The organism is Catenovulum maritimum, assembly GCF_001050375.1.
Classification (GTDB): domain Bacteria; phylum Pseudomonadota; class Gammaproteobacteria; order Enterobacterales; family Alteromonadaceae; genus Catenovulum; species Catenovulum maritimum.
The window spans coordinates 72,289-94,332 of the sequence record NZ_KQ130489.1 but is presented as its reverse complement, the minus strand read 5'-3'; the positions used below and the strand labels follow the sequence as shown (position 1 = coordinate 94,332).

The window sequence follows — 22,044 nt, the reverse complement described above, 5'->3', positions numbered from 1 at the left end:
ATAGAGATGTTTGCATCTCATTTTTAAAATTCTAAGCATAGCTTAATTAGTAAAATAACTAGAGGTTCAATATGAGCGTAGTTTTAGGTGATAAAGAGTATTTTCCATCGGTTGGTCAAATCCAATTTGAAGGCCGTGATTCAGACAACCCATTTGCATTCAAATGGTATGATGCTGAGCGTATCGTAGCAGGCAAACCAATGAAAGATTGGTTACGTTTTGCAGGTTGTTATTGGCATACTTTCTGTGGCCAAGGTCACGACCCATTTGGTCCTGGTCCACAACGTTTTGAGTGGAACAATCCAAAAGATGCTAAAGGCCGTGCAACCGCTAAAATGGATGCTGCTTTTGAGTTCTTCACAAAAATGAATTTGCCTTACTACTGTTTCCACGACACAGATTTAATCGACGAAGAAGATTCATCTGTAACTGAATTCGGTCAAAAGTTAGATTTCATCACAGACTACGCAAAAGAAAAACAAGATGCTTCTGGCGTTAAATTGTTATGGGGTACTGCTAACTTATTCTCAAACCCTAGATACATGAATGGTGCTGGTACTAACCCACATTTCCCAACTCTAGCTCGTGCAGGTGCTCAGCTTAAGTTAGCAATTGATGCAACTATCAAGCTAAATGGCGAAAACTATGTATTTTGGGGAGGCCGTGAAGGTTACATCTCATTATTAAATACCAATATGAAGCAAGAGCTAGACAATTTTGCACAGTGGTTACATATGGCAAAAGACTATGCTCGTAAAAATGGTTTTGAAGGTTACTTCTTCATCGAGCCGAAGCCAATGGAACCAACTAAGCACCAGTATGACTTTGATACAGCGACTGTTTCTGGTTTCTTAAACAAATACGGTTTAGCTGACGATTTCAAAGTAAACATTGAAGTTAACCATGCGACACTTGCTAGCCATACATTCCAACATGAGTTACAAGTTGCTGCTGATAATAACATTTTAGGCTCAATTGACGCTAACCGTGGTGATTATCAAAATAGCTGGGATACAGACCAATTCCCTAACAATATCAATGAAACAACCGAAGCTATGCTTGTCTTCCTAGAAGCAGGTGGTTTACAAGGCGGTGGTGTTAACTTTGATGCGAAAACTCGTCGTGAATCAACTGATATGGAAGATATTTTCCTAGGTCATATCGGCGGTATGGATACATTCGCTCGCTCATTAATCGTAGCTGACGAAATCTTAACTAAATCTAAGTATAAAGAATTACGTGCTCAACGTTATTCAACTTGGGAAGAAGGTAAAGGTAAAGAGTTTACTGAAGGTAAGTTAACCCTAGAAGAGTTAGCAGAAATCGGTACAGCGGTTGGCGAACCAGAGCAAATCTCAGGTAAGCAAGAATTATTCGAAAACATCATCAACCAATACATCTAAGTGATTGTTTGATTGACGTCCTAATCATCAAAAGCCGTTCAATTGAACGGCTTTTTTATATACCGATTTTAAGCTGTAAAATTATAAAATTGAAATTGTTCTAAAAGCGAGTCTATATTCTTCCCCACCGATAGTTAAAGGTAATTCAAGCTTGCTGATCTCACGCGTATTGACTTCAACATTATTGAAATTCAATTTAATTTCAGTATCAATATTAGCAATTAGTTTTGCTTCAATATGAGACGAACTATAACGTCTCTTACTTTTTACATTACCAACAGCATAATCATCGACTGTATATTTATTACCAATGCCACTATAAAAAACTGTTTTTGATAATTTTGTATACAACTCAGAATCAACATTTTGAGACTTTATATTTAGACTGCAGCTAACGACCTTTTCTAGTTGCCGACAAGATTTAATATTGACTAGAGTATGACCCGCAACTTGGCTTTCAGTTTGATTCTGGGTACTGGGAGTTGGGGTTTGTATTTTGGCCGCACTTACTGATGTAGATTTATCCCGATTAGCCAGCGCCGACAATAATATTTTATTTTGAGCCTGCAAACGTTCTAGTTCCGCATTAGCAATGACTAGTTCACCTGTTAAATGAGAGTTCTCTTTTTTTAGCGAAGTTAATTCAGATGAATCGTTTTTTGTGTAAGTAGCAGATGAATTAAATTGGTTAATTTTAGCATCTTTAACCGCAAGTAACTTTTGATAAGCTTTTACTTTTATATTTAATTTATCCCTTTCATTCGATAGATTTTGATAGTCCTTAACTTCCAATGTTAAACTTGAAATAGTTTGTTTAGCTTGTTCAAGTTGCGCACTACAACCACCCATTTCAAAATCTAGCTCTTTAAATAAATCATCTGGACTATTAGCAAAAACAATAGTCGAGTTTAAACACAAGAGACCTAATAAAGTATAACTTTTGTAATCTTTCAGCATTCAAAAAACTCCTTTTAATTTTAAGCTAAATCGATTATTTCAATTCCTACTACAAATAAATTGTCTGCTTCTTTACGACTACGCAACACTTTTCCTTTTGCGGTTAATGAAGGTATTTGAATATTAGTCGAATTAATTTTAACACTGACATCTTCACCAGCTTCAATTTCTTGATTAATTTCGACAGCCATTCCGTTTGCACTTAAATCGCGACAAATTGCATTGAATTGCTGTGGTGCTTCAACACTATTAACAACCAAAATACATTCTGCATTTATCATCATGCGGTAATAAGAACGCTGATCATCATGCCCTATCATATACATCTCCTATGTTTTACATATTCACAAATCTAATTCAGTGGATGAACTATGTATAATTCAAACATTTTGTTAACGTCAGATAAAGTAGCATAAATTTATGGCTAAATAACACCCATTTTTTTACATTCTTCTATAAACTGGTTCACTCTTTTGGTTGAAACCGGAAAAGCAGTCCCCAATTGTTGCGCAAAAAACGAAACTCTAAGCTCCTCGACCATCCACCTAAACTGACTCACTTCAGCTGTGTTAGATTTATCCTTTTGATATAAACCAGCCAATTTGCCAGCGTTTTGAATTACCTTTTCAATTTGGTCTCGATTTAACCTATCTCGAACAGGATCAACAGGCAGCTTTTCTAATCTGCGCTCAATCGCAGTTAAATAGCGTTCAACATCTTTTAATTTATTTACCCCATGACTAGATACAAACCCTTTAAAAACTAAGTTTTCTAACTGTTGTTTGATATCCGATTGGGCTTGAATTAAATCGAAGCTAGTTTTGCCTTTAAGCTTTTTATTAATTGCATTGTATAGGCTAAGTAATTTTTCTACTTGCACAGCAACGGATAAAACTAAATCGGCAATTTCACCTCTTAAATATTCGCGGCATTGCTGATACTCATATTGGCTTCTCGGTAAAGAAGGCAGACTAGCTAGATAATCCTTAATACAAGCTAGAATACAGTCTTCAATTAACACTTTTATATTGCCGAAAGGATTAAAATAAAGTCCTAATTTGGCCTTGTTTGGCAGCTTATCCTGTAAGTAACTTCTGACTGATGGCAAATTTAGATAAAGTAGTCTCGCAACACCATCCAGCATGGCATAATTTGCTTGTAACTGAGTATCGAACAATTCAATCGCGACATCATTCTTTTTATCGACTAGCGCTGGGTAAGCCTTAATTTCATACCCTGCTTGTTTACGTGAATATTCCTCAGGTATTTTGAGACTTGGCCACTCAGTCAGACCTTGTTGCTCTATCCCCTTATCCGCCACTTTAGTCAGTGTTTCAGCAACTTTACCTTGTAGTTTATCTTTAAGTTGAGATAAATCTTTGCCTATTAATATGACCTTAGATTTCTCATCTACGACTTTAAAATTAAATCTCAAATGAGAAGGGATTTGAGTTAAGTCCCAGTCGTCTTCTTCAACTCTAACCCCTGTCATACGCAATAATTGTTTAGCAACAGCAGCGACAAAACTGCCTTCTTGATTCACTAAATTTTGCAAACATGCATCTGCATAATTGGGTGCCGGCACGAAATTTTTACGTAATGATTTAGGCAGTGATTTAATAAGTGCGACAATTAGAGCGTGTCGGTAGCCGGGTATACCCCAGTCAAAACCTGTATCTTCAATTTGATTGATTAACGCTAGTGGAATAATTAAATTAATCCCATCCGCTTGCTGGCTTGGTTCAAACACATATTCAAGTGGCAGTCTTAAATTACCTTGTTGCCATACATCTGGAAAAGCATCTTTAGTGATATGTTCAGCTTCATGTTTCATCAAGTCAGCTTCTGTCATATGCAATAACTTAGGTGTTGATGCCTTTTGCTGTTTCCACCAATGTTTAAAACTGGCTGTATCACAAATATTATCTGGAATTTTACTGGCGTAAAAATCAAATAGATCTGACTCGTCAGCGAGTATATCCCGCCTTCTGGTTTTGGCTTCGAGCAACTCAACATCATCCACCAGCTGAGTGTTGTGCTGAATAAAATCTTCTTTTAGATTAATTTCACCATTAACTAGGGCTTCACGAATAAAAATTTCGCGACTCACAACAGGATCAATTTTACTATATTGAACACGTCTTTTATGAACAATCGTTAGGCCGTACAACACTTGGCTTTCAAATGCGACAACTGAGCCGCGCTTTTTCTCCCAGTGTGCTTCGTCATACTTTTTATTCACTAAGTGTTGGGCATAAGTCTCTACCCATTCAGGTTCTATTTTTGCGACAACGCGTGCAAACAATCGACTTGTTTCAACGAGTTCTGCTGCCATTACCCACTTAGCTTTAGTTTTCGCTAGTGCTGAGCCTGGAAAAACTAAGAACTGGCTATTTCTAGCGCCTAAATAACCTTGATCTGGTTTCTTATTCCCCAAGTGACTGAGTAAACCTGAAATTAGCGCTTGGTGAATTGGCTGATAGCCCGCATCATTAGTGTTTATCCGCCAGCCTAAATCTTTTATTGATTCAGACAACTGATAAACTATGTCTTGCCACTCTTTAATTCTTAAGTAATTTAAAAACTCGGCTTTACATAGTTTTCTAAATTGATTTTGTGATAACTCGTCTTGTTGAGTCTCGATGTAATTCCATAATTTGATAAAACTGAAAAAGTCAGACTCTTTATCTTCAAAACGCTTGTGCTTCTCATCCGAAGCTTGCTTTTTATCACTCGGTCTTTCGCGCGGATCTTGAATTGATAAGCCAGAAACAATAATGCAAATCTCTCTTAAACAATTTAGCTGCTCCGCCGTAATAACCATTTTACCCAATCTAGGATCAACGGGTAATGAGGCCACTTGTTTACCGACTTTGGTCAGTTTAATTTCTTGCTTATGCTGGTTTAATGCACCTATTTCTTTAAGTAAATTAACCCCGTCTTTAATATTTCGACTATCTGGCGCTTGTATAAAAGGGAAGGCTTCAATATCACCTAAACCTAAAGCGTGCATTTGTAAAATAACCGAAGCTAAATTAGTTCTGAGAATTTCAGGATCAGTAAATTCAGGACGATTGTTAAAATCATCCTCAGCATATAGACGAATACAAATACCAGCAGCAACACGACCACAACGTCCTGCTCTTTGATTCGCACTGGCTTGTGATATCGCTTCAATTGGTAGTCTTTGTACTTTAGTTCGAGCGCTATAACGAGAGATTCTGGCGGTACCAGGATCAATAACATAGCGAATCCCAGGTACTGTTAATGAAGTTTCGGCGACATTGGTCGATAATACAATTCGTCGGCCTGCATGAGATTGAAAAATACGATTTTGTTCACTTGCTGATAAACGTGCATATAAAGGTAAAACTTCACAGTGTTTTAGTTTTAATTTATTTAATGCATCAGCCGTATCTCGTATTTCCCGCTCACCATTCATGAAAATCAATATGTCACCAGGGCCTGCATCACAAAGTTCATCTACCGCATCTGAAATAGCCTGAATAATATCTTTGTCATCTTTTTCTCTATCTTCATCAACTAAAGGACGGTAACGTATTTCAACTGGGAAGCTTCGACCTGAAACTTCAATAATTGGCGCTTGGTCAAAGTGTTTAGAAAACTTTTCAACATCTATGGTTGCTGAAGTGATAATTACTTTAAGATCTGGTCTTCTTTGTAGTAGCTGTCTTAAATAGCCCATGATGAAATCAATATTAAGGCTACGCTCATGCGCCTCATCTATTATGATAGTGTCATATTGATTTAAAAATTTATCTTGTTGAATTTCAGCAAGCAAAATACCGTCTGTCATCAACTTAATGTAAGATTCAGCTTTAGTTTGGTCGCTAAATCTAACTTTAAAACCAACCGCTTGGCCGATTTCTGTTTTTAGTTCTTCTGCAATTCGAGCTGCAACACTTCTCGCTGCAAGTCGTCTAGGCTGGGTATGTCCAATAAAGCCATTTAAGCCACAACCGGCCTCTAAACACATTTTTGGTAATTGAGTTGTTTTCCCCGAACCGGTTTCGCCTGCAATAATAACAACTTGGTTGTTTCGTATAGTTTCTACTATTTCATCACGCTTGTCTGAAACGGGTAAATCCGGATATTCAATCTTTGGTAAGTTTTGAGCTCGAGTCTGTTTAAATAAAATAGACGATTCTACTGCCGCCAACCATTGCGTAAATTTAGCTTGTTGTTGCGCTTGATTAGTAATTTTTTTTATATTGAAAAAGCGTTTCTTTAACTGGTAATAGTTAGCTGGATATACGGCTTTAAGAAGTGCTAATGATTGATTATTTAACTGAGACAAAAAACAAAAACCCCCGAATTGAAAACGGGGGTCATACTATCAAAACAAAGCAATATTTTCGAGTTAATCCGGCATATTGTATGCTTCGTGTAAGTGTTTATCGATTGCTTTCATCACTTGATGTCGAGTAATTGTACCTTCCAAAATGCCATCATCGTCTATAACAGGATAAATCCTTGGTCGGGTTAGTGCCATTTTCTGAGCTAGTTCAAATAATGCATCATAGGGTTTAACTGACATAACTTCAGAATTCATGATATCCCCTACTCGAGCCACTTGCTCACGGTAATAAGTTGATTCCAACATTTGAGTTATACAATCTTGCTCAGATAAAAAACCTATAACTTTTTTATTCTCGTCTAAAACTGGCCCACCAGACTGATCGGTAAGCAGAATTTTCTCAACGGCTTCGGCGATAGTCATTTCAACAGAAAAGGTAACCGCACGTTTAGTCATATAGTCTGATACTTTTAATGATTTCATAGTCCACCTTCCTTAAATCACTGACTCTTAAATTTAATATTAGTCTAAACGATTCATTACACTAATTTTTTTTAACAATTAAATAAAAAAAATTAGTTTTTAAGGATAGTCGAAATAATTAAGCTGTTTCCGCTATTTTTTCACTTAAACTGACTAACCAAGGTTCAGCAACTTCAAACGGGTCTGCAGTCTCACAAGCGTCTATTTCAAGTCGATTAACAATTCGCTTAGCCATAGTATCAAACATGATTTCATCAAATTGTTTACCCGCTTCACAGAACGTATTGAAATAAGAAGAATCCCCCATGCAGATAACTGCATAGAACTTACCCTTTAGATTAGGGGTCGAATCTTTCAATTCACAAAACACTTCCGCAATATTATCAGGTATGTCTCCTTGGCCAGTAGTTGAGGTAATAACGATCCAAATATCGCTATCACTTTTTAAAACCTCATCCAAGCTAGTATCAGTAAATATATTTGCTTCATGACCCGCTTTAGTTAGCAGTGTTTTGGCATTATCGGCTACGTCTTCCGCGCCACCGTAAACAGAACCCACTAATAATGCTATTCGGCTCATTTGATTTTCTCCATTGATTCGTTTGAATGTTTAATATAAAAATTGTTCGTTAAAGATCAATATGATCTAATTGGGTTAACGTCAGCATAGTTTTAAAACTTGTATCTATAGGTGCGTCAATCAGTAAATCTTCGCCCGTATAAGGGTGTTTGAACGCTATGGATTTTGCATGTAATGCTAACCTAAATTCAGGATCTAACTGCTTAAAATATCGATTATACTTGTTATCACCATAATTAACGTCGTAAATAATTGGATGCCGAAGATGGGCTAAATGGCGTCTTATTTGATGTTTTCTGCCATGCTTTGGCATTAATTCAACTAAACTAAACCTAGATTCAGGATATCGGTTAATTTCTACATTTAAAGTGGAATGACCTAAACATTTAAACTCAGTTTGAGCTTCTTTGGGCTCAGGTAATTTAGCTTTTTTATCTGCAATCTTATCTAATTTTTCAGTTAATTCATGATCGATTAAACCAGCAGATTCGATATGACCTCGCGTAATGGCTATGTAGTGTTTATGAACTTGTCTAGCCTGAAAAGCTTCGCCTATTTTTCTAGCCGATTCAGATGACAAGGCCATAATTAACACACCCGAAGTGGGTCTATCTAATCTGTGCACTGTAAAAACATGTTGCCCAATTTGATCTCTAACTAATTGCATTGCAAATTGAGTTTCATGTTTATCCAACATAGAGCGGTGAACTAATAAACCAGAAGGTTTATTAACTGCAACTAAATACTCATCTTGATATAAAATATCTAACACGCGAATAACTCATCTATCTGTTTAATGGTACTCAGCAAATCAATATGTTCAGTTTGAGTAGATGAATAGACCTGCTCTGCAATCGGCAATAAACAGAGTGATTTGGGCAGCTCTAATTTTTGAGCAACTAAATATTGCATCTTTGGTAAAAATATAAATTGTAGCCATTGCTCAAACTTTAAAGTATCAATACAAAATGGTTGTTGGCTGGCTAAAGCTTCAGTACTAGGTGCTTGACTAGCCCACAAATTAGCTTGTTTAAGCTTGGATTCTAGCTCAGTGAATAAAGCAGTTAAAGTATCTATGGTCGTTTTCAAAATATATATCTGAAAAAATAAAAACCTTATTATAAACCAGCTTTAGTCTAAAAAGGACACAAACAACGAAATTCGGCTTGGTTAACTTCGCATCTGAGTTAGCTTTGAGTATAATGGCTTAATTTGAACGATTAAGAATTTAATATGCAACAAATCAGTACATTATTTCAATTGGTACAAAGCGCAGGTTGTGATTATTGTGTTTTTGACTTTGGTAGACGAATTAGTGAAATATCTAAAACTGAGTTTGAGCAATTTGAAAATGGCACCATACCATATCCATTTCCTATCCAAAAAACAGCAAAATTTGCACTCGTTTACTGGCCCATTGGTGGCGTGAAAAACCCTTATATATGGTTTATGAATCTTCCTTTAGATGAAGAAAGTAATATAGTTGCAGCCTCTAGAAACCACTTTGCCGCTATTATTGAAGAAGCTTTAGGGGATCAAATATCATCAGGTTCAGAGCAACAAGCCTTACCAGATAACCCATATATAAAAGCACCCGATCAGAAAAAATTAGCTATCATAAATGCAAAACTAAAGCATAAATTAGGCTTGCCTGCAGCTTCTAGTTTAGCTCAAGTTGAAGCTATGTTTTCATCTGCTAATTTTGACGATTGGCAATCTCTTCAAATGCAAGGTTTAGCTGATTTCATAGCCAAGTTAGATGATACTAAGTATCAAAGTTACTTCGATAAATGCTTTTTCGAAATTCCCGAAGATTTATTAACTGAACTTGCTAGTTTTATTGAGCACCAATCAATTAGCCGAGCCTTATTTAACAAGATAGTCCGTCAGCTAGAAACAGATTTTACCGACTCTAATCGTAATCTTGCGCTTGTTCGCTGCATTGCTGCCCATGCTAACGAGCAAAAATTTAAAGCCTTATTAACTGAACAATTTAACCAGAAAAATTCGGCCTGTGATTCTGTCAATTTACTTTCGATCTTAAGTGCAAGATGTTGGCCTGCGCTTACCGATCCTTTATTGCTCACCCTATTTTTAGAACACCTAGCCCAGAGTGAAAAAGCTGGGTTATTTTCTGCTTTATTTACTGATTTAGTTGCCTTGCCGTCTTTGAGGCGACTTATCTTCATCTTGCTGCAAGACCCTAATTCATTAACACAAACTAGAGCAGCGGTGCAATTAATGGTTAAGGAAACCTATGGTACAACTCATTGATTTAATAGTTCTGATATTTATAGGTCTATTTATTTACCAGTTTTGGCAATTAAGAAAACAGAGTGAATCTGCTCTTGCTTATTCACTAGATTATTGTGAAAGAAACAATATTCAATTTGTTTCGGTTGCCAGAAAAAAAACCAAAATAAGAATATTTCAAAAGAAAATGTTTGAATGGCATAGCGAATTTGAATTCGAATTTAGTGGTAATGGTGAAGACAGTAATAAAGGTTGCCTAAGTTTAATCGATCAAAGATTAGTCGATATATCAACAGAAGCCTACCGAGTACATTAGTTAAAGAAAATTATTATGCGCCTTTTAAGAAAAGCTACACATCCAGATGTTTTAAAACTTCAAAGTTCTGACATTAAGCAGTTTACACGTAAAGCCACAAGAGCAATTGTTTTAAAACAAGAAAAAATCCTAATGCTGTATACCAAAAGGTATGATGACTACACACTTCCAGGTGGTGGTATTGACGAAGGTGAAACTATTGTTCAAGGCTTTAAACGTGAACTTAAAGAAGAAACTGGCGCGCAAAATATTAAAGATATTCAAGAATTTGGTATCTACGAAGAATTCAGACCTTGGTATAAAGGCGAACATAATGTCATGCACATGATTTCTTATTGTTATCTATGTTCAATTGATGAAGAGTTTACTGCAACACAATACGAAGATTACGAGACAAGAAACGGCATGGAACCCGTTTGGATTAATTTATATGATGCAATTAAACACAATCAAGAAACTATAGCCAGAAGTAACAAAAAAGGTTTATCGATTGAACGAGAAACTTTTTTGCTTGAAAAAATAGCACAAGAATTAGTCTGCCAACCTGCTTAAAATCACGCTTACCTTTAAGCAGGTTCAGTATTTTTTATTAAATACTTCTTAAGTACATTTTCTATGTCCTTCACTTGCAACGGCTTGCTAATATAATCAGACATTCCCAAAGAGAAGGCTTTATCTAAGTCTTCTTTCATCGCATTAGCGGATAAACCACAGATTTTAGTTTCGTTACAACCTATCTTGATAATTTCTTGGGTTGCTTGATAACCATCTAATACGGGCATTTGAATATCCATAAAAATGATATCGTAGTTACGGTACTCTTTGTATTTATCTATCGCCTGTTGACCGTCTTCTGCCATATCGATCTCAACCCCAAAGCTATTCATAATCTCATAAGCAACCAACAAGTTAATTTCATTATCGTCGACTAATAAAACCTTCCCCTTATATTTAGGCTTAGCTGAGTCAGCTGTAGTGTGTTTTGTTCCGCTATCTAATTTTTTCTCTCTATTTTGCGATAGTGAATTCAGCTTGTTAATAAAATTAGCTGGCGTGGAAGGTAAGCTTAATTTTGCAAGCCCTTTTAAATCAGTTGAAAAATATTTTCCAACTTGATTATCTTCATATAAAAATAAACAGGTTAGTCCCAGTTTATTTAGCTTAACCACAAAGTCTGCTAAAAATTTAATATCCGAATCTAAACTTAATTCAATTAAGACTAAATTAGCTGATAAACCATTATCCGTCGCTAAAGATATGGCTGATTTACTAAAGTCTGCAATCTCGGCTGAAGCCATAATGTCACAACCAAAACCATAATCTGTTAATAGCGATTTTTGAATAAAAGTCTGATTGTTATCCGCAAAATAGTAAATTTGATTAGGTGCAAAGTTAAACAAATCGGTTTGAGTTGTGTTTGATTTAGCCAATAGTTTAAAATCTGCACAAAATTCAGTTCCTTCATTTTCTACACTTTTAGCAGTTATGTGCCCGCCCATTAATTTTACTAACTGTTTAACGATACTGAGCCCTAAACCTGTTCCACCATATTTACGACTTGTCGAGCCATCAGCTTGGGTAAAAGATTCAAAAATCCGACTTAACTGTTCTGGCGACATGCCTATCCCAGTATCAATCACTTTAACGACTAAGAAATCTTCACCATTTTCATGCGATGTATTGATGACAATTTTGACCAAGCCAGAATCTGTAAACTTAATCGCATTGTTAGCTAAGTTTAAAATCACTTGGCTAATTCGTGTTGGATCACCAGTCATTTTTAATGGAACATGGGGAGAAACTTCTAAAATTAAACGATTGTTCTTTTCATTTGCTCTAATTTGAATATTTGAAATTAGGCTTTCAAGCATTAAGTTAAAATCAAATTCTATCGCTTCGATATCAAGCTTTCCTGCTTCTATTTTAGAAAAATCTAAAATATCATTAATCACATTCATTAAAATTTGGCTAGAGTAGAAAGCTTTAGATAAATACTCTTGCTGTTTTTCATTTAATTTAGACTTTAAACATAAATCTATTAAACCTACGACCCCATTAAGAGGCGTTCTTATTTCATGGCTCATGTTAGCCAAAAACATACTTTTGGCCGCTGTTGCTTGCTCTGCTTTAACTTTCGCATCTGCTAAATCGTCATTCATTTTGGCATGAAGCTTATTTTGATGTTGTGCACTTTCCAACAACTCTTTAGTTTGCAGGTTAGTTTGTTGGAATACACTCGCAGCTTGGGCTAACTCACCAATTTCATCTTGTCTTTCTTTAGAAGGTATCGCTAAGCCCGTTTCACCTTTAGCTAACTTCCTGAAAACATGGCTGATAGAGTTTATCGGGATGAGTAATCTCAAACTCAAAATTAAAACAATAAATATGGTAATAACAATTGAAAGAACCGAAAGTAGCATGTTTTTATTTCTAATACTGGAAATCTGAGTTTGGATTTGTTGGTTAATCTCAGCTTGCCGCTGTGATACTAACTCATTAAGTTCATTAGTCAGATATAAAAACTCATTAGCTGAGCCTGTCATTACGACATTAATCAAAAATACATAACCCCGCGTAATCTGTGTAAGTCGGTTAAAATCAATCTTAATATTTTTAATTGCACTGACAACATAATCAGTGTTATCCAACTGAGCCGAATTAACTAAGGTAAGGCATTCATTTAGCGACAGATTAAATTCATTTACTTTGGCAAAGTCAGCTTCTAAGACATAGTGAAACACTTGATTTTCAGCAGATAATAATTTCAGTTTAATTAGATTAATCTGAGTTAGTTTCTCATCATTTGTCACAGTAGGTAGTTCATTAATTAAAGCATTAAATTGATTGAGGATCTTAACTTTAAACAGTGTATCCCTTTGCTCTCTGCCTGAAACAACCTGTTCGAAATTCTCTTGGTAATCTTTTAAATGCCCCTGCATACTAGAAACATAATCTAAGTGTTCTTGTGGTAGTTTATACTCAGATTCGACATTCGCTAATTGGCTTAATTTAGTAGAAATAGATTCCACTATCTGCTTAAATCGAGATTGTGCAGATTCACTCCCATTATCCTTGTATATGAGAACATTGCGTTGTAGATCGACTACTTCTCGCTGTAAATCTTTAACGAGATCAATTTTGCTAATGGTTGATTGAGTATTTTCTATCCCAGAGGTGTAAGACTGCTCAGACTGATAGGAAAAATATATTTGCACTATCGTTAAACTAGTTAACACACACACAACTAGCATAATTTGTGCTTTAATTGAATTAAACATAAGCATTAAGCGCTAATAAACTCATACCATTTTTGTAAACTATATTCATACGTCGGCATTACTGTATTCCAAACAGCAACATTACTAAACCGCTCAACATAACTGCCACCAGTTCTAATATCTCCAGCTTTCACAGAAATATTTCCATCAGTCCCTTTTAAGTTGTTTTGTGCCGCTTTTCCTAAATACCAATAATTCCATTCATCTTCGGTTAAGAATGATTTTGAACGTTCAGGGTTAGAAATATAATAGCCTTGACGAGCAATAAATGCCCCTGCCCAACCATCTAACCACCAATTCATATAGTCATAAGCTGCGTCTTTTGCTTTTCCTTGGGTCATAGATGATAAGCACATCACGCCATGCCAACCTCGATAACCTTCTTTGGGCGCTGCATAAGTAACAGGAACATTTTGTCCATTTAATGCAGAAACCGCAGGAGAAAACATACTTTCAATGACAACTCGATTGCTACTCATAAATTGCACAGATTCAGGCACTGATGTCCAAAAACCACTGAAATGTTTGTTCTGTTTAAACTCAGTTAAGATCGAAAATAATTGATCCAGTTCTTGTTTAGAAATTGCACCAATATTATTAAAAGACATCAAACCTTTAGCTTGCGCAGCTAATGCTAAATCAAACAAGCCAATTGTCGGCGCATTTACTATTCCGACTTTACCTTTATATTTATCATCCAATAACCAGCCCCAACTCTCCGTTTGATAAGGAATACCTTTAGGGATGACATTTGTGTTATACCCAAATGAATCAACATTATGAACATAGGGTAAAAAGCTAATTTGATCCGTCTCTTGGGGTGATAAGTGTCCATCTGCTTGTACATTGAGTATTTTGTATGGCGCATCACCAGCACCAATTTTTGCCGATTGAGATACTTTACCAGTTTTAACTAAATTATTGATTTCACCCCAATTCTTAATTCGATTTTTATCAATTGCTTGAATCGATCCGGAACGCCATAAAACGTTAATGCTGTTGGACCACTGTTCATATAAATCAAAGGTTTGTGGTGACATTGAAGCTTTTTGTAATACCGAAGCACTTCCCTTAGCTTCAAACTCTAATTCAATCCCAAGATCAGCCATAGCTTGCTGACGTATCTCTTCTTGTAACGTAACATGTGTGCCAAGTATCCTAAGCTTTTGCTTATTTTTAGCGTAAACATAAGGCGCTTTACTGTAGACACCAATGGCTAAAGAACCGAGTAAAATTTGCTTTATATGGTTTCGTTTATTTTTATTAAATTCCATTAGCGTCACTATAATAACTTTGGCAGACAAATTGTTATAAATATTAGTTTAAGAAAAGCATAAAATCTAATAATAAACTCATTAAATCTCATGTATTTACTTACATAACTAGGAAGCTAACTCGCTAGCCGCTAAAATCTAAAAAGCTCAAACTAAGGGGTAATCATGCTAAGCTTTAGAGCAATTTTTGAGATAGATGGCACTATTTTTGATTCACTATTTTTGATAATAAGAAAATCTATTGTCGGGCTTGGGTTGAATAATCTATAATTTCACAAAGGGATAGAATTAATCCCAACTGGCAATTAATTTGAACATGCCAACCAGACTTTACTACTTTATTTGCATTTAAGCCTTTATTTTAACCCTAGTTAAGGACTAAAATTTAACCATATAAACTTTAATTAAGGAGTGCATCATGCCTGAAGGTATAGGTTACTCAAATGAAAGCATTGGTAGCAGCTTACAAGAGATACAACAACTTGAAAGCCAAGAGCAGCAATTACAAGCCACTCAAGAATCGAATGCACAAGAAACAGAACAAGCAGAGTCAACCCAAGCAAGTGAAGAAGCTCAAGTAAATACTCAATCAGCTGAAGCAAATACCCAAGTTTCAACTTCACCTGAGTTACAAGCTCAATCATTTGAAAGTGACTCTGAAGCAGACAGAGCGGTTGAACAAGCCGCGGAACAAATTGCCAGTCAGCCTTCTTTAGCACAAGAAGTTCAAGCAAATCAATCAGCACAAGAAGTACTTGGCTTATAAAAAACAATAATAGTTAAACGCAGTTAATCTGCGTTTAACTTATTAAATAACCTGAACTCGGGTTAAATAGAAAGCTTAAAAGGATACATTTTTGCGCCAATCCGATCCCATTCAACTCTATACATCAAATCAACTACAAGCCTCAGCCCCTGTATTAAGGCTAATAAAACTTTACCAAATTGGTGTGTTAGCTTGTAAAAATCAGGATCAAATCAGAGTTATTAAAGTTTTATGGTTACTAAATAAATCGCTTAATCAAGACAAGTGGCCAGAACTTGCAACTAATTTGTCGCGAATTTACTCTCACTTACATGCATGCGTGAATGAAGGTAAATATGATTATGTAGAAAAGACACTCACTAAACTTTTAGACCAATGGCAAAACCTGAATAAAGTATAATCAGTCCCAAAGTTTGCGCCAGATCAATCTTCTTCCTAATCCATTCACTACACAATTCAGATCTTGATCTAAATCATATCCGATTTTTCAGCTTGTCCTAAAGTTAATTTAACAGATAAAGCAGGAGAAAAAAGATGAGCAGCTTAGAAATGTTATTAGCCGATCCAGTCGTATGGGGTTCTTTATTTGGTTTAACAATTGTCGTTGGCTTATGTAGTTACTATGTATGGTTATTCATGACAAAAATTGCCAATGATATACCTGCCGACCAAAAGTAATCTATGAATAACAATCCATATAAAGTTAAATCAATAAAAAAAGGATTAATGAACATAGCTCATTAATCCTTTTTTATTATATAACCCAAAATAAAGCTAGGAAGTTAGCTAAGGCTTTAAACTAAACAGCCGCGACACACTCCCTGCCATTCAGGTTTAAATTATAGCGCGTCAACTAACTCTTTAGCTTGGCCAATATAATTAGCTGGAGAAAGTTCTTTTAAGCGTACTTTCTCTGCTGCTGGAATATCCAATTTATCAATAAATTCAGCCATAATTTCTTTATTTACACGCTTACCACGAGTTAACTCTTTAAGTTTCTCATACGGCTTTTCAATTGCGTAACGACGCATAACAGTTTGAATAGGTTCAGCCAGTAATTCCCAGTTTTGATCAAGTTCGTTTAATAAACTTTGTTCGTTAACTTCTAATTTACTGATACCTTTAAGTGTCGCTTGGTAAGCAATAATTGCATGTGCAACACCCACACCTAGGTTACGTAATACAGTTGAATCTGTTAAATCACGTTGCCATCTAGACACTGGTAATTTTTGAGCTAAATGGCCAAAAATAGCATTCGCTAAACCTAAGTTACCTTCTGAATTTTCAAAATCAATTGGGTTAACTTTATGCGGCATAGTTGAAGAACCAATTTCGCCAGCAATAGTTTTTTGCTTAAAGTGACCTAAAGCAATATAACCCCAAACATCACGGTCAAAATCAAGAATGATAGTGTTAGCACGTGCAACAGCATCAAATAATTCAGCAATGTAATCATGTGGCTCAATTTGAGTTGTGTATGGGTTCCAAGTTAAACCTAAGCTAGTCACAAACTCTTCACTAAATGTGTGCCAATCTAATTCTGGGTATGCTGATAAATGGGCGTTGTAGTTACCTGTCGCACCATTAATTTTACCTAAAATTTCAACTTTGGCGATTTGATCACGCTGACGTTTTAAACGTGCGTAAACATTAGCCATTTCTTTACCCATAGTTGAAGGAGAAGCTGGCTGGCCGTGTGTTCTGGCCATCATTACAACATCACGGTATTCTTTAGCCATAGACTTCAAGCTATCTAGAATTTGATCTATGTAAGGTAAAATAACCGTTTCACGAGCTTCAGTTAACATTAAACCATGAGAAGTATTGTTGATATCTTCAGAAGTACAAGCAAAATGTAAAAATTCAGTAACCGCATTTAATTCTGGATTTACTGCTACTTTTTCTTTTAAGAAGTATTCAACCGCTTTAACGTCGTGGTTAGTCGTTCTTTCTATTTCTTTACAACGAGCAGCATCAGCTTCTGAGAAATTATCAACTATGCTATTTAATACTGCATTAGCTTCTGCTGAAAACGCAGGTACTTCTACAATCCCAGCTGTCTCAGCTAGTTTTTGTAACCAACGAACTTCTACTGTGACACGATATTTAGTTAAACCAAATTCACTAAAAATTGAGCGAAGTTCAGTTGTTTTGCTACCATAACGGCCATCTACTGGTGATACCGCGGTTAAGCTAGATAATTCCATCGAATTCTCCTGATTAAATTCTAGATATTTGTTGCAAAGCTGTGGCTGAGTATTTAACCCATTTTTGTCGACGGAATAAGATATTTCGACGATTACCACCTAATTGACGCCACAATACAGCTGAGCGTATTGCTGCTAGTAATAATGCTCTCACTTTGTTTTGAACCATTCTTTGCTGTAACAAGTTTGAATTACCCATTACTTTAATACTCGGTCCCAAACGACTAATCACATCTTTGTAAATGCTGGCAAACCCCTCAATTACAACATCATGTGTCATGTCATAGTGTGAAATTTTAATTTCCATGCCCTCTATCTGACTTGCTAATTGTTGCAAGCTAGAAGCGCTTTTCATTAATTTTCTTTCTAAAGTTAAAATACTAAGCACATATCTTGTTAACTCAGCATCTTTAACTTGAGCTTTATGACCTAATTGGTCATGAATAATTTTTAATCCGTTCGAAATATTATTGATTCCAGAATACACAGCTTCTGTACTATCTGGATTCATATTTAAAATACTTTGCATTGATATTTCGAGCAGATCATTGTCTAGTTCGCCACGTCTAGCTAACTTTTGAACTAGGTAACATGCTTGGCATACCCCCGCTAAAGCTAAAGTTTGTTCATATGTGACATCAGCCATTCAATACTACCTAATTAATGAATCTATAATTGCGCCGCCTAAACAAACTTCATCAAGATAAAATACAGCTGACTGACCCGGTGTTACGGCAGACACAGGCTCGGCAAACACTACTTTGAAAGTATCGCCATCAATTTTTTCTAACTGACATTTAATATCAGCTTGCCTATATCGAGTTTTAACTGTGCATTTAAAACCATTGCTTGGGCCGACTCGATCAACCCAATCACACTGATTAACTATCATACCAACAGAGAATAATTTAGGGTGCTTTTTGCCCTGAGCAACAATTAAAACATTACGTTCAAGATCTTTATCAACCGTGTACCAAGGTTCTTCACTCGCATCTTTTAATCCGCCGATACCTAAACCTTTGCGTTGGCCTAATGTGTGATACATTAAACCTTCGTGTTTACCGATAACCTCGCCTTCTGGCGTTTCAATGTCACCTGGTTGAGCTGGTAAATACTGTTGTAAAAAGTCTTTAAATTTACGTTCACCGATAAAACAAATGCCAGTTGAATCTTTTTTAGCTGCAGTCACTAAACCTTGCTCTTCTGCAATTTTTCGAACTTCTGGTTTTTCTAAACCACCAACAGGAAATAAAGTTTGCGCAACATGCTCTTCTGCTAAAGTGTACAAAAAGTAGCTTTGGTCTTTATTGTTATCTAAGCCACGTAACATTTGCCAATGAGTTTGACCGTTTTCGTCAGTAATCATACGGCGTTGGACATAATGGCCTGTCGCTATGTAATCTGCACCTAAAGCTTCTGCAGCAAATTCAAGGAAGGCTTTAAATTTGATTTCTTTGTTGCACATGATATCTGGGTTTGGTGTGCGGCCAGCTTTATATTCGGCAAGAAAATATTCAAATACATTGTCCCAGTATTCCGATGCGAAATTAACTGTGTGTAATTCTACTCCAAGTTTATCTGCAACGGCTTGAGCATCTTTGAGATCTTCTGCGGCTGCACAGTATTCGTCCGTGTCGTCTTCTTCCCAGTTCTTCATGAACAAACCTTCAACTTGATAACCTTGTTGTTGAAGTAAGTACGCAGAAACTGAGGAATCAACCCCACCTGACATACCAACAATGACTTTTTTATCACTGTTATTTGACATTATATAAACCTGTAATTTGCAACTAGATAAAATGGAGCAGCATTTTATCATTGTTTAACTTAGGTATACAGGCTAATCAAACGGAAAATAAAGATTAAAAATAAGTTTTAACGCTTTCCAACGGTAATTCATAACCTTGACGATAATCATCAATACAAATTTTAACCATAGGGCTGCGCAATTGATCTTGCTTAGCTTCAATTTCTTTATAAGTCAGCCAATGCGCTGCAGTAATATCGCTATCTTGTGGGTTTGTCTCTGGATAATCGCCGTCTAACTCAATCACATAGCAAAACCTCAGATACTGAATACCTTTGTCTTTTACTTGGCTTTGATAGACACCCAATAAATACTCTGGATCTAAGGATAAACCCGTTTCTTCATACAATTCCCTTTTCGCTGCATCCAATAAAGATTCATCGGCTTCTAGATGCCCTGCAGGCTGATTGTAGACCTGCTTGCCGTCTTCTGTTTCTTCAACCAATAAAAATTTATCTTGGCAAACGACGACACAAGCGACTGTGGTATTTGGTTTAAACATATTTATCTCAGCTATTTATTTAATTCTTCTACTTCATCATTAGATAAGGCTTTGTACTCACCCGGCTTTAAATCACCTAAGTTTAATTGACTGACTTTTACTCGAATCAATCTTAAAGTGGGAAAACCAACATGGGCTGTCATGCGTCTAACTTGACGGTTTTTACCTTCAAAAATTGTTAACGCAATCCAAGTTGTTGGTATATTTTTACGCTCTCTAATAGGGGGAACTCTAGCCCAGATAGATTCAACTTGATCTGGCTGTAATATTTCAACTTTTGCCGGTTTAGTTAAACCATCTTTTAACTTAACACCTTTAGTTAACTCATACTTTGCGTCTTGACTAAACTCGCCTTCTACTTGTACCCAATAAGTCTTGCCTTGTTTTTTGTCAGGATTAGCTAATTTGTGTTGTAACTGGCCATCATTGGTCAGAACAAGTAAACCTTCGGAATCTTTATCAAGTCTACCTGCCGCATATACATTCGGCACATCAACAAAATCTTTTAGGGTTTTCCGATTTTGATCATCGGTAAACTGAGTTAACACATCATAGGGTTTATTGAATAAAATTACTTTAGTTTCCTCATTCAATTTTTTCGTCTCAGAATGAGTTTTGGCCGTTTTATTCAACTGGCTAGAACGCCTACCAAACACACTTTTACTCGTGCGTTTGGCTGGTTTAAATGAACTTGATTTTTTTCGTGGGTTAGGTTGAGTTGGCATTTTAATTAGTCAATTAAGCCAACTGAAAAAACAATTTTGGATTCGAAAGTTTCACCCGGATTTAATAAGGTTGTCGGAAATTGAGGTAAACTTGGACCATTGGCAATATGCTGCGCTTCAACACAAAAGCCTGAACGACGTGAAATCATTCTGCCCTTGGCTTTAACTGTCCCATCTAAAAAGTTGCCTGTATATAGCTGAAATCCAGGTTCAGTCGTTAACACATCTAATTTTCGACCCGTTTTAGGATCACTTGCCGTTGCAGCTAAATTTAATTTTTTACCATCATAGCCATCAATTAGGAAATAATGATCGTAACCTGCTCCTATCTTAATTTGCGCATCATCGGCGTCTATATCTTGGCCTATCGTTTTAGCTTGAGTAAAGTCAAACGGTGAACCCGCTACTGCCTGAGTTTCACCAGTTGGTATTTGAAATTCATTTAACGGCGTCATGTACTCAGATGGTGAATAGAAATATTGCTCTAAAACATCTTGTTCACCATTCAAATTAAAATACGAATGGTTGGTTAAATTAACCACTGTGGTTTTATCTGTCGTTGCTTTAAACGAAATAACTAGCTGATTTTGGTTGTTAAGTGTGTACTTAGTTTCGACAGTTAGATTACCTGGAAACCCTTGATCGCCATCTGGACTCACATAGGTAAAAGCCACACCTACAGCGTCATCCGTTTGAAAGGTTTCAGCATCCCAGTACTGTTTTTCAAAACCTCTTGGACCTGCATGATTATTATTTGGACCATTATTTTTTTCAAACTGATATAACACACCATCAATCACGCACTCGCCATTTGCAAGTCGGTTCGCATATCTACCTATAGTCGCACCTAAATATGGCGGGTTTTCAATATATTCAGCTAAATCATCAAAACCTAAAACTATATCGCCTAAATTTCCATCTTTATCAAAACACTTATATTCAACCAAAGTTGCGCCCCAATTAATGACACTGGCTTCAACGCCATTTTGGTTGGTTAACCTAAATTTTGTAATTTCTTGCCCATCTGGGGTTTGCCCAAAAGAATCAGATGTTATATTTAATTGTGAGTTTAGGTTTAAGCTATTAGAATCATTAAGCATGCTTTACTCTTTTTATTTTGTAATTATGACAATTTAATAATCACAATATTAGCATGATGATTTATTAAATAAATT

At 36.0% G+C, this 22,044-nt stretch carries 22 protein-coding genes; 7 read left to right on the top strand and 15 right to left on the bottom strand.

Annotated features, from left to right (window positions below):
- The first annotated feature begins 71 nt into the window (after window positions 1-71).
- Window positions 72-1,403, top strand: a complete 1,332-nt coding sequence (xylA, locus tag XM47_RS09725) for a xylose isomerase (protein ID WP_048692088.1) — start codon at window positions 72-74, stop codon at window positions 1,401-1,403.
- 81 nt (window positions 1,404-1,484) lie between these two features.
- Here the strand turns inward: xylA and XM47_RS09720 are convergent, their stop codons facing one another.
- The 7 genes from XM47_RS09720 to XM47_RS09690 form a co-directional block, all read right to left on the bottom strand.
- Entirely contained in the window at window positions 1,485-2,360 is an 876-nt protein-coding gene (locus XM47_RS09720; RefSeq protein ID WP_048692086.1) for a hypothetical protein, read from the bottom strand.
- A gap of 20 nt (window positions 2,361-2,380) precedes the next feature.
- Window positions 2,381-2,680, bottom strand: coding sequence for a PilZ domain-containing protein (locus XM47_RS09715; RefSeq protein ID WP_048692084.1), 300 nt, complete (start codon window positions 2,678-2,680; stop codon window positions 2,381-2,383).
- 104 nt (window positions 2,681-2,784) lie between these two features.
- The gene (gene hrpA / locus XM47_RS09710; RefSeq protein WP_048692081.1) at window positions 2,785-6,678 is read right to left on the bottom strand and encodes an ATP-dependent RNA helicase HrpA; all 3,894 of its coding nucleotides are present in this window, start codon (window positions 6,676-6,678) and stop codon (window positions 2,785-2,787) included.
- A 63-nt stretch (window positions 6,679-6,741) separates the two neighbouring features.
- Window positions 6,742-7,161, bottom strand: a complete 420-nt coding sequence (locus tag XM47_RS09705) for a CBS domain-containing protein (protein ID WP_048692080.1) — start codon at window positions 7,159-7,161, stop codon at window positions 6,742-6,744.
- A gap of 118 nt (window positions 7,162-7,279) precedes the next feature.
- On the bottom strand, window positions 7,280-7,741 hold the full coding sequence (locus XM47_RS09700) for a flavodoxin (RefSeq protein ID WP_048692079.1): 462 nt from the start codon (window positions 7,739-7,741) through the stop codon (window positions 7,280-7,282).
- Between the two features lie 49 nt (window positions 7,742-7,790).
- A complete protein-coding gene (locus XM47_RS09695; protein WP_048692078.1) occupies window positions 7,791-8,513 on the bottom strand; it encodes a pseudouridine synthase in 723 nt (240 codons plus the stop codon).
- A complete protein-coding gene (locus XM47_RS09690; protein WP_048692076.1) occupies window positions 8,507-8,830 on the bottom strand; it encodes a YqcC family protein in 324 nt (107 codons plus the stop codon). The genes XM47_RS09695 and XM47_RS09690 overlap by 7 nt, the downstream gene beginning before the upstream one ends.
- A gap of 144 nt (window positions 8,831-8,974) precedes the next feature.
- On the opposite strand from XM47_RS09690, the gene XM47_RS09685 reads away from it, so the two are divergent.
- From XM47_RS09685 to XM47_RS09675, 3 genes are read left to right on the top strand one after another with little or no spacing between them, the layout of a single operon-like run.
- Window positions 8,975-10,015 (top strand): DUF3549 family protein, encoded by a 1,041-nt coding sequence (locus tag XM47_RS09685; RefSeq protein ID WP_048692074.1) that lies wholly within the window; start codon window positions 8,975-8,977, stop codon window positions 10,013-10,015.
- On the top strand, window positions 9,999-10,310 hold the full coding sequence (locus XM47_RS09680; protein ID WP_048692072.1) for a DUF3301 domain-containing protein: 312 nt from the start codon (window positions 9,999-10,001) through the stop codon (window positions 10,308-10,310). Before XM47_RS09685 ends, XM47_RS09680 begins: the two co-directional genes overlap by 17 nt.
- 15 nt (window positions 10,311-10,325) lie before the next feature.
- Window positions 10,326-10,862 (top strand): NUDIX hydrolase, encoded by a 537-nt coding sequence (locus XM47_RS09675; protein WP_048692070.1) that lies wholly within the window; start codon window positions 10,326-10,328, stop codon window positions 10,860-10,862.
- A gap of 14 nt (window positions 10,863-10,876) precedes the next feature.
- Here the strand turns inward: XM47_RS09675 and XM47_RS09670 are convergent, their stop codons facing one another.
- Together XM47_RS09670 and XM47_RS09665 are read right to left on the bottom strand one after the other, a co-directional pair.
- The gene (locus XM47_RS09670) at window positions 10,877-13,588 is read right to left on the bottom strand and encodes an ATP-binding protein (RefSeq protein WP_077066533.1); all 2,712 of its coding nucleotides are present in this window, start codon (window positions 13,586-13,588) and stop codon (window positions 10,877-10,879) included.
- A 5-nt stretch (window positions 13,589-13,593) separates the two neighbouring features.
- Window positions 13,594-14,862 carry an ABC transporter substrate-binding protein gene (locus XM47_RS09665; RefSeq protein ID WP_048692066.1) on the bottom strand — a complete coding sequence of 423 codons (1,269 nt, stop codon included), beginning with the start codon at window positions 14,860-14,862 and terminating at the stop codon, window positions 13,594-13,596.
- Between the two features lie 418 nt (window positions 14,863-15,280).
- On the opposite strand from XM47_RS09665, the gene XM47_RS09660 reads away from it, so the two are divergent.
- The 3 genes from XM47_RS09660 (at window position 15,281) to XM47_RS18845 (ending at window position 16,306) form a co-directional block, all read left to right on the top strand.
- Window positions 15,281-15,628, top strand: a complete 348-nt coding sequence (locus tag XM47_RS09660; RefSeq protein ID WP_048692064.1) for a hypothetical protein — start codon at window positions 15,281-15,283, stop codon at window positions 15,626-15,628.
- 91 nt (window positions 15,629-15,719) lie between these two features.
- The gene (gene fliS, locus XM47_RS09655; RefSeq protein ID WP_048692062.1) at window positions 15,720-16,028 is read left to right on the top strand and encodes a flagellar export chaperone FliS; all 309 of its coding nucleotides are present in this window, start codon (window positions 15,720-15,722) and stop codon (window positions 16,026-16,028) included.
- A gap of 134 nt (window positions 16,029-16,162) precedes the next feature.
- On the top strand, window positions 16,163-16,306 hold the full coding sequence (locus XM47_RS18845; protein WP_077066527.1) for a DUF3149 domain-containing protein: 144 nt from the start codon (window positions 16,163-16,165) through the stop codon (window positions 16,304-16,306).
- 161 nt (window positions 16,307-16,467) lie between these two features.
- Here the strand turns inward: XM47_RS18845 and purB are convergent, their stop codons facing one another.
- The 6 genes from purB to XM47_RS09625 form a co-directional block, all read right to left on the bottom strand.
- Entirely contained in the window at window positions 16,468-17,835 is a 1,368-nt protein-coding gene (purB, locus tag XM47_RS09650; protein WP_048692059.1) for an adenylosuccinate lyase, read from the bottom strand.
- 13 nt (window positions 17,836-17,848) lie between these two features.
- Window positions 17,849-18,481 (bottom strand): high frequency lysogenization protein HflD, encoded by a 633-nt coding sequence (gene hflD / locus XM47_RS09645; RefSeq protein ID WP_048692057.1) that lies wholly within the window; start codon window positions 18,479-18,481, stop codon window positions 17,849-17,851.
- A 6-nt stretch (window positions 18,482-18,487) separates the two neighbouring features.
- The gene (gene mnmA, locus XM47_RS09640; RefSeq protein ID WP_048692054.1) at window positions 18,488-19,603 is read right to left on the bottom strand and encodes a tRNA 2-thiouridine(34) synthase MnmA; all 1,116 of its coding nucleotides are present in this window, start codon (window positions 19,601-19,603) and stop codon (window positions 18,488-18,490) included.
- Window positions 19,604-19,697: 94 nt separating this feature from the next.
- Entirely contained in the window at window positions 19,698-20,144 is a 447-nt protein-coding gene (locus XM47_RS09635; RefSeq protein ID WP_048692052.1) for an NUDIX hydrolase, read from the bottom strand.
- An 11-nt stretch (window positions 20,145-20,155) separates the two neighbouring features.
- The gene (locus XM47_RS09630; protein ID WP_048692050.1) at window positions 20,156-20,869 is read right to left on the bottom strand and encodes a pseudouridine synthase; all 714 of its coding nucleotides are present in this window, start codon (window positions 20,867-20,869) and stop codon (window positions 20,156-20,158) included.
- A gap of 5 nt (window positions 20,870-20,874) precedes the next feature.
- A complete protein-coding gene (locus tag XM47_RS09625; protein ID WP_048692048.1) occupies window positions 20,875-21,969 on the bottom strand; it encodes an aldose epimerase family protein in 1,095 nt (364 codons plus the stop codon).
- Between the last annotated feature and the right edge of the window lie 75 nt (window positions 21,970-22,044).

Bases quoted from the DNA above. Each gene is read 5' to 3' on its own strand.
- xylA (WP_048692088.1), top strand. From the start codon at position 72: ATGAGCGTAGTTTTAGGTGATAAAGAGTATTTTCCATCGGTTGGTCAA.
- XM47_RS09715 (WP_048692084.1), bottom strand. From the start codon at position 2,680: ATGATAGGGCATGATGATCAGCGTTCTTATTACCGCATGATGATAAAT.
- hflD (WP_048692057.1), bottom strand. From the start codon at position 18,481: ATGGCTGATGTCACATATGAACAAACTTTAGCTTTAGCGGGGGTATGC.
- XM47_RS09660 (WP_048692064.1), top strand. From the start codon at position 15,281: ATGCCTGAAGGTATAGGTTACTCAAATGAAAGCATTGGTAGCAGCTTA.
- purB (WP_048692059.1), bottom strand. From the start codon at position 17,835: ATGGAATTATCTAGCTTAACCGCGGTATCACCAGTAGATGGCCGTTAT.
- XM47_RS09630 (WP_048692050.1), bottom strand. From the start codon at position 20,869: ATGCCAACTCAACCTAACCCACGAAAAAAATCAAGTTCATTTAAACCA.
- XM47_RS18845 (WP_077066527.1), top strand. From the start codon at position 16,163: ATGAGCAGCTTAGAAATGTTATTAGCCGATCCAGTCGTATGGGGTTCT.
- mnmA (WP_048692054.1), bottom strand. From the start codon at position 19,603: ATGTCAAATAACAGTGATAAAAAAGTCATTGTTGGTATGTCAGGTGGG.
- XM47_RS09705 (WP_048692080.1), bottom strand. From the start codon at position 7,161: ATGAAATCATTAAAAGTATCAGACTATATGACTAAACGTGCGGTTACC.
- XM47_RS09720 (WP_048692086.1), bottom strand. From the start codon at position 2,360: ATGCTGAAAGATTACAAAAGTTATACTTTATTAGGTCTCTTGTGTTTA.
- XM47_RS09625 (WP_048692048.1), bottom strand. From the start codon at position 21,969: ATGCTTAATGATTCTAATAGCTTAAACCTAAACTCACAATTAAATATA.
- XM47_RS09700 (WP_048692079.1), bottom strand. From the start codon at position 7,741: ATGAGCCGAATAGCATTATTAGTGGGTTCTGTTTACGGTGGCGCGGAA.
- XM47_RS09635 (WP_048692052.1), bottom strand. From the start codon at position 20,144: ATGTTTAAACCAAATACCACAGTCGCTTGTGTCGTCGTTTGCCAAGAT.
- XM47_RS09670 (WP_077066533.1), bottom strand. From the start codon at position 13,588: ATGTTTAATTCAATTAAAGCACAAATTATGCTAGTTGTGTGTGTGTTA.
- XM47_RS09665 (WP_048692066.1), bottom strand. From the start codon at position 14,862: ATGGAATTTAATAAAAATAAACGAAACCATATAAAGCAAATTTTACTC.
- XM47_RS09680 (WP_048692072.1), top strand. From the start codon at position 9,999: ATGGTACAACTCATTGATTTAATAGTTCTGATATTTATAGGTCTATTT.
- XM47_RS09685 (WP_048692074.1), top strand. From the start codon at position 8,975: ATGCAACAAATCAGTACATTATTTCAATTGGTACAAAGCGCAGGTTGT.
- XM47_RS09675 (WP_048692070.1), top strand. From the start codon at position 10,326: ATGCGCCTTTTAAGAAAAGCTACACATCCAGATGTTTTAAAACTTCAA.